The sequence below is a fragment of the Aerosakkonema funiforme FACHB-1375 genome (genome assembly GCF_014696265.1).
In the GTDB taxonomy this organism is placed as follows: domain Bacteria; phylum Cyanobacteriota; class Cyanobacteriia; order Cyanobacteriales; family Aerosakkonemataceae; genus Aerosakkonema; species Aerosakkonema funiforme_A.
The window spans coordinates 57,602-64,564 of record NZ_JACJPW010000045.1 but is presented as its reverse complement, the minus strand read 5'-3'; the positions used below and the strand labels follow the sequence as shown (position 1 = coordinate 64,564).

General features: G+C 43.9%; 8 protein-coding genes. 6 read left to right on the top strand and 2 right to left on the bottom strand.

Annotated features, from left to right (window positions below):
• Positions 1 to 191: 191 nt before the first annotated feature.
• Positions 192 to 1,721, top strand: a complete 1,530-nt coding sequence (locus H6G03_RS39285; protein WP_190466327.1) for a serine hydrolase — start codon at positions 192 to 194, stop codon at positions 1,719 to 1,721.
• On the opposite strand, the gene H6G03_RS18370 is transcribed toward H6G03_RS39285, so the two are convergent.
• A complete protein-coding gene (locus H6G03_RS18370; RefSeq protein ID WP_190466325.1) occupies positions 1,718 to 1,900 on the bottom strand; it encodes a hypothetical protein in 183 nt (60 codons plus the stop codon). The genes H6G03_RS39285 and H6G03_RS18370 overlap by 4 nt on opposite strands.
• 273 nt (positions 1,901 to 2,173) lie before the next feature.
• Between H6G03_RS18370 and H6G03_RS18365 the strand changes: the two genes are divergently transcribed.
• The 3 genes from H6G03_RS18365 (at position 2,174) to H6G03_RS18355 (ending at position 4,088) form a co-directional block, all read left to right on the top strand.
• Positions 2,174 to 3,091, top strand: coding sequence for a DUF4388 domain-containing protein (locus tag H6G03_RS18365; RefSeq protein ID WP_190466324.1), 918 nt, complete (start codon positions 2,174 to 2,176; stop codon positions 3,089 to 3,091).
• A gap of 226 nt (positions 3,092 to 3,317) precedes the next feature.
• Entirely contained in the window at positions 3,318 to 3,764 is a 447-nt protein-coding gene (locus tag H6G03_RS18360) for a TMEM165/GDT1 family protein (protein ID WP_322111931.1), read from the top strand.
• 36 nt (positions 3,765 to 3,800) lie between these two features.
• On the top strand, positions 3,801 to 4,088 hold the full coding sequence (locus H6G03_RS18355) for a TMEM165/GDT1 family protein (RefSeq protein ID WP_190466321.1): 288 nt from the start codon (positions 3,801 to 3,803) through the stop codon (positions 4,086 to 4,088).
• 70 nt (positions 4,089 to 4,158) lie between these two features.
• Here H6G03_RS18355 and H6G03_RS18350 read toward each other — a convergent pair whose 3' ends face one another.
• Positions 4,159 to 4,659, bottom strand: a complete 501-nt coding sequence (locus H6G03_RS18350) for a DUF4149 domain-containing protein (protein WP_190466318.1) — start codon at positions 4,657 to 4,659, stop codon at positions 4,159 to 4,161.
• Positions 4,660 to 4,856: 197 nt separating this feature from the next.
• Here H6G03_RS18350 and H6G03_RS18345 point away from each other — a divergent pair, with 197 nt between their 5' ends.
• Both H6G03_RS18345 and H6G03_RS18340 read left to right on the top strand, forming a co-directional pair.
• Complete coding sequence (locus tag H6G03_RS18345) at positions 4,857 to 5,417, top strand: DUF2808 domain-containing protein (RefSeq protein ID WP_190466316.1); 561 nt, start codon at positions 4,857 to 4,859, stop codon at positions 5,415 to 5,417.
• Positions 5,418 to 5,483: 66 nt separating this feature from the next.
• Positions 5,484 to 6,950, top strand: a complete 1,467-nt coding sequence (locus H6G03_RS18340; protein WP_322111933.1) for a DUF5009 domain-containing protein — start codon at positions 5,484 to 5,486, stop codon at positions 6,948 to 6,950.
• Positions 6,951 to 6,963 lie beyond the last annotated feature (13 nt).

The window sequence follows — 6,963 nt, the reverse complement described above, 5'->3', positions numbered from 1 at the left end:
GGAGCAGAAAAATAAATCTTTTCCCTTTTCCCTTTTCCCTTTTCCCTAACTCCTAGCCCCTTTTCCCTAACCCCTAACCCCTAACCCCTAGCCCCTAGTCCCTAACGAACAGTTTTTTACCAAAAAAGCAGCCAGTCTAAGATAATACAGACCAAGCGATTAAAGCAAAAAGGTGTAGGAGTGAGGTAGGAGTGAGACAGCGAGAACCATATCAATCCAAAAGCCCTTATCAAAGGATTAGTGAGCTTGAGGAAAAACTAAATCGCGCCAATCGATTTATCAAGCGGTTGCAGCAGAACAATACCGAGTTGCAAAAACAGCTTTTCTCATTGCAGAAACGGGATAAGCATCAATCTGCACTTTCGCTCAAAGATATTCCTGTTTTACCGGAAAGACAGCCAAGCCGCATCAAGGATATTCCGCTCTTACCGGAAAAACAACCAAGCCGTAGAAGAAGACGACGCCGAGCTAAACATTCTCCGCGAGAACAGACCGATCGCACTAGGAGGCTTACCCCGAAACGTCGCTTAGCCAGAGCATATCAGTTGCGATTGGCTGGCATAGCCTTGGGAGTAGCGGCAGTGTTTTTCCTTGTAGGATTAATAGTGGTGCGGTTGGTGTATCGACCTCCGGCACCGGAGCCATCTCCCCAACCCACTCCTACCAATGTGCTACTATTGCCGGAATCTCCTTTAGCACCGCCAGAAATTCCCGCCTCGACTGGGACAGTTGCATTGGCAAGTTTCTCGGAGCAGACGCCAGAAAATGTGGAAATAGTCTACAACGTCAATACCACTCCAGATCTGAAACAAAGCCAAGATTTGCAAGCTATTGTTGATGAACTTGTCAATATGGCAGATGAAAAAAACTTGCCAACAGACTCTCTATCAATCACTCTAATTAACGTCAAAACAGGCGAAATTGCTGGATATCAACAACAGGAATTGCGGTATCCTGCCAGCGTTATCAAAATGTTTTGGATGGTTTATGTATACGCTCTGTTAGAACAAGGTATTTTTACAGATGAAGCAGCCTTTAGTGTAGACCTTTATCGGATGATTCAAAACTCATCAAATGATGCCGCTAGTCGTATTATAGACGTAGTTACTGGCGCAAAATCAGGAACGAGATTAAAAGGCGAAGAGTATCAGGAGTGGTTCGATAAGCGTCAGCAGCTGAATAATTTTTTCCAAAAAGCTGGGTACGAAGGCATCATTCTCAACCAAAAAACTTACCCAATCGGTTACTTGAAGCTGCAAAAACCAGAAGGTAGAGAGATGCAAATGTGGAAAGATCCAGAAGATCCCATGCAGAATAAAATTAGCAGCGATCAAGTTGCCAGACTGATGTATGAAATTGTGACCGGCAAGTCAGTTTCAGAGGCAGCTAGTCGAAAAATGGTTCGTTTGCTGGCTAGGGATTTGCATCCAGAAGCTTGGGATGTAGATTCGGCTCGCATAGGAGGTTTCAACCCGATCAGGGGTTTTTTTGGTGAATCTTTACCACCGGATAGTGTTGACTTTGCTTCTAAGGCCGGATGGACTTCTACTTCGCGGCACGAGGTTGCTTTTGTGAAGACAAGAGATGGTCAAGTAGCTTACATTTTGGCTATTTTAGGAAGCGATCGCACCTACTCCAGCAATTGGAAATTCTTTCCCCAAATGTCTCGCTTTGTGTTCGATCGACTCACAGGAAGCAATCCAAATCCATCACCGAACTAGAGCGTCAGTCGATTAATCGCTTTTGAGAAAAGCAACATAGTGTATTTGTCTGCACATACAGGCCAGAGCGATAGCCTACCTGACGGCAGGCTATTGCCCTGGCCAGAAAAATTTGGATTTGAGTTATGAATTGTCACCCGTTCTGCGATCGCGTTGGCGTAGCCTGCGCGTAAACGCATAGCCTTCTCTGAAGGAGTAGCAGTTCCCGAAGGGTATGCTTTGCCTTTACAGAATACATATTTTATTATGTTTGTCAATTTATTCTAATGAACTGGCGCTCTATGAACTAACGAATAACGATGAACTAATCTACACAATTTCTTAATTTTGGCTAATCCCTAGTTTTCTCAACTTTTTCACTATTTGCTTTTAATCTAAGATTTAAGTAAAGTTGAGCGATCGCTCATATATCGCCTAACCTTATTAACTAAAGGCAAATAGGGGTTGCAGAAATGACTCTAGCCAGTTGTATTGAAGACTTTTCCTTAGCAGAATTATTCCGAATCATTGAACGAGAAGGAAAGTCCGGTCGGTTAACCTTATCGATTCCGGTAGATTTTCCTGTTTCGGAAGCTCAAAAATCATACTACATTTGGTTTCAGCAAGGACGGATCGTAGCGGCTGGCGACCGCCTCGACGGTCAAGGTTTAATTTCTAAGATCGTGGAAAAAGGTTGGTTGAGTCAGCGAGCGATTCAACGGCTGCAAAAACTTTCTCAACAAGAAGCTCCTTTAGGGTTAACTTTAAAGGCTCAAGGTGCTTTACAAGCAGAACAGCTTAACTCACTTTTTACAGCCCAGATCCGCGAAATATGTGGATTTTTCAACATACATAGTGGTAAATTTGATTTCGACTGTAGAGCTACTTTACCAACTGCCGAGATGACTGGCTTGAGCATTCCCGCGATGGAAGTCGCTCTCGCGGGGTTGAGATCGCTCTCCAACTGGGATGGTTTTGCTGATGTAATTCCCGATTCTAGTTCTGCAATTCAAAGTATCGTATCGGGGAAACCTCTACTGCCACTGAATTCCTTAGAATGGCAGATTTGGGAATATGCTGATGGCACCCTATCTATTAGTAGTATCGCTAAGCAAATAAATCAACCTACTGTTAAAGTTCAGCAAGCAGCTTTCCGATTGATGTTTGCTGGGTTATTAGAAGAAATTCCTCTATTTACATTTACCTTTAACTCGGAAGACTGTGCCACAACCGAGGACGCCGGGGAGGAATTCTTTATACATCCTCCCGAAACAGATTCCAAACAAATAGAACTAGCCGATCGATCTAAAACGTACAATTTATTTATCGAAAACTTGGTTGGTTTTTTTTCAAAACCCGATCTAACGCATAAATTCTCTGGCAATGCCTAGCGAGGCGGTGGAATTGGTCGCGATCGTTTGCAAAAAATCTCTCGCTACGCTCGAATTCCAATATGCAACCGAGTTAGCTGCATATACACAAGCGCAACACAGCCCGATCGCATCCGGTGTTGCGCTTTTTTTGGTTGGCTGTAAAATTTCCCTCCCTCCTGGGTGAGATTTCGTGCCGGAGCAGATAAAATGAAAAAAATATGAAAAAACTGAGTAGTTAGCCAAAGTGCCTGTGAAACTATCCTCTGCATCTGTGAGCTTGCCTGCTTTTGAATCAGTCAGTCAGAGTCTTAGCACCCTGGAACCTGCAAGCGAGCCAAAACCGACAGACTCGACTGAGGGCGAACCTGCCGACAACACAACCCAGATCCGACAAGCTCAAAAAGTGCGGCAGGGAGCGTTAGCTGTCTTCGGCTCGACTTTTTTGACCATCTTCCTGTCCGAAATGGGAGACAAAACCCAGGTAGCGACGCTGCTGATGAGTGCCCAATCTCAGTCTCCCTGGCTTGTTTTTGCTGGGGCGTCCTCAGCGCTTGTGGCGACGAGCTTGTTGGGGTGCATGGTGGGTTGCTGGTTAGCAAACCGCATATCTCCGCAAATGCTCAAAAAAGCAGCGGGTGTGAGTTTGCTATTCATCGCCATCCAGCTGTTCTGGGAAGTCGCCCACTACTAAACCGCTACAGTATAAATTCCAAAATTCAAAATTAATATGCTCGACTGGAATCTGTTGGGATTAAGTTTCATTACGGTATTTTTGTCTGAGTTGGGAGACAAAAGCCAACTGGCGGCGATCGCTCTCAGCGGCAGTTCTAAATTTCCGCGCACAGTATTTTTCGGAACGGCTGGGGCGTTACTGCTGACTAGCTTTCTGGGCGTACTGGCAGGAGAAGGGGCATCTGTTCTGTTGCCTGTCCGTCTGGTAAAGACGATCGCAGCGATCGGTTTTGCTTTTATGGCGGTGCGTTTGCTTTGGCCCGCAGCCGATTCGTCCGATTAAAAAATTTAGGGTGGGCAATGCCCACCCCAACAATGTTTCAATCTGGATGGTGGGCATTGCCCACCCTACCTTACGAGCGTTCCCGATAGCACAGGCTGAGAATCGCACCACCAGCAATCAGTTTGACAAGATCGAGAGCCCAATAGCTTTCGTGAAGCATATTCATCGTGCCAGGAACTTCAGCAACAGGCTCAAAAAGATTGAGATTTAATCCCAGCGCACTCATTTGGGGACTCAAGGCATAGGTGCAAATCAGAGCGATCGTCAGAAGTATGGAAGATAAGATAATTGCGTTACGGCTCTGCTTGCCAGCAATATAATGAGTGCGATCGAGAATGAGAGCTCCTGTTAAGACCAAAGCAGCACATAATAGCTCGATGCGGTTAAAAAACCAGAAAATAATATACCCAGCCGTGGCAAATCCGGCTTGATTCATCATACCCGCCGCATACATACCGGGCATAATTACTAAATCGAGAATCAGCGTTGCGCTTAGCCAAAAGGCCAAGGTAAAAATAACTACCGTTTGCCATACGGGGCGTTTTAATTCAACGCTAGAAAAAGCAGACATATAATTTCCTTGCTTTAGGCGTTACCTTTAGCTTAACTAAAATCTTTTGCAACAAGTGTGAAATATTTTTACAGAGTAAACTGTCAAAGCTATTTAAAAAAGTTAATATAATAATTGTTAAGAACTAAGTTAACTCAACAATAATCTGTTAAGTAATTTTCCTTTCGCTTTTTAAAGATTAATTTTGGTAAAGGACGATGCGTATTTCTACCATTTTAGGAACAACGTTAGCGCTGACGGCAGGACTGCTGTCCAACATCCCAGCAGCATCGGCGATTCGCTTAGCAGATGGCACAGTTTACTTCGCCCAACCTCCCAGCCTCGTCTCTGCATCAACGACCTTTAACGACGTTTATGTGTGGGGAGCCAAATACTATTTTACCCTCAGCCTACCGAATAATGCGGGAGAACCGCTGCAAAGAGTGACAATTACCCAGCAAGAGGGAATAGATGATATTGAATTCGATTTGGAAGATAGCCGCGCCTTTGAGGGAACACGCGGGGACAAAGGTAAAACAATAGCGCTAGGATCTGTAATGAGGGATGATAATAAACGGATGCTGTCGATCGCATTCGATCCCCCAGTAGCCCCAGGCAAAACAGTCACAATTGCGCTCAATCCGATTCGCAATCCCAAATATGCTGGAGTCTACTTATTTGGAGTCACAGCTTTTCCCCCAGGTGAGAAAACACACGGTCAGTTTCTCGGCTTCGGACGCCTGCATTTCTACGATAATAGAGACTTCGGTTGGCCTTGAAACGGGCTGTTTCGGATCGATCGCCTTTTCCAAAATCCTTGCATCCGCTAAGAGGAGGAAAAAACTATTTCTGCACCAACTCAAAAACGCGCCTACGCCTTAGATGCCCTGCGTGGATTCGCTGTTTTAACAATGATCTTATCGGGTACGATCGCTTACAGGATATTACCCGCTTGGATGTATCACGCGCAAGTACCACCGCCTACCCACACCCACAATCCCAATCTGCCCGGATTAACCTGGGTCGATCTCGTATTTCCATTATTTTTATTTTCGATGGGAGCAGCCATACCCCTAGCACTGTCTCGTCGAATCGCCAAAAAAGATAATCAAATACAACTTATTTTATATATCCTCAAAAGAGGGTTTTTTTTAGGAACATTTGCTATAGTTCTGGAGCATCTACGCCCAACTGTAATCAGTCAAGCCAATACTCCCCAAAAATGGATAATTGCCTTGTGGGGATTTTTACTGCTGTTTTTTATGTTTGTACGTTTGCCGGATTCTTTACCAAAATGGCAACGCACAACAATTACTATGACAGCATGGGTATCGGCAATTATACTGCTTTCTCAACTGCGATATCCCGATGGCAGCGGTTTTTCACTCGATCGCAGCGATATTATCCTAATCGTCCTGACGAATACAGCCGTTTTTGGCTCCCTAGTCTGGTTGTTTACAAAGTCAAATTTATGGTTACGTCTGGGATTTTTGGCTTTATTATTCGCCGTGCGTTTGTCAGCTACCGTTGGTAACAGTTGGATCGGACAGCTTTGGTCAACTTCCCCAATACCCTGGATTTTTCAGTTTGCTTATTTGTCCTATTTGTTCGTAGTAATACCCGGTACTATTGCTGGGGATTTGATTTTAAACTGGCTCCACACAAACCCAGATGCAGATGCGATCGTTCCGTCCGTAACAACTGAAGACAAAGCATTATCTGAAAAGCTAAATCGCCAATGGCCTAAAAATCGTTTTTATTGTATTATTTTATTACTATTATTTAACTGCTTAGCGCTGCTGGTTGGATTGCAAACTAGATGGGTATGGCAAACAACTTTACTTAGTGGTGTGATATGTTGGCTATGTTGGTTTTTCTTCAGCAAACCTAGCAACGAAACCGAATATTTAATCAAAAATTTCTATAAATGGGGCGTTTATTGGCTTTTTTTGGGGTTGTTTTTTGAGCCATTTCAGGGCGGCCTTAAAAAAGATCCTGCCACTTTTAGCTACTATTTTGTGACTGTAGCTATGGCTTTTTTCATATTAATTATTTTTACTGTAATAATAGATATTTTTAAATACCAAAAACCTTTACAAATATTAATATATAATGGCCAAAACCCAATGATTGCCTACGTGGGATTTGCAAATCTGGTATGGCCAATCCTAGTGTTAAGCAAAATAGATCCCTGGGTCATAGAAAATACTAAAGCTCCCTGGCTCGGATTCCTTAAAGGAGTTATTTACACCTTAATAGTGGCGTGTATTGTGAGCATCTTTACCAAACAGAAAATATTTTGGCGAACATAGCGATCGCCGACGC

What these genes read in the sequence shown, in the direction of transcription:
- H6G03_RS18370 (WP_190466325.1), bottom strand. Translation starts at nt 1,900, where the DNA reads ATGCGTTTACGCGCAGGCTACGCCAACGCGATCGCAGAACGGGTGACA.
- H6G03_RS18365 (WP_190466324.1), top strand. Translation starts at nt 2,174, where the DNA reads ATGACTCTAGCCAGTTGTATTGAAGACTTTTCCTTAGCAGAATTATTC.
- H6G03_RS18355 (WP_190466321.1), top strand. Translation starts at nt 3,801, where the DNA reads ATGCTCGACTGGAATCTGTTGGGATTAAGTTTCATTACGGTATTTTTG.
- H6G03_RS18350 (WP_190466318.1), bottom strand. Translation starts at nt 4,659, where the DNA reads ATGTCTGCTTTTTCTAGCGTTGAATTAAAACGCCCCGTATGGCAAACG.
- H6G03_RS18345 (WP_190466316.1), top strand. Translation starts at nt 4,857, where the DNA reads ATGCGTATTTCTACCATTTTAGGAACAACGTTAGCGCTGACGGCAGGA.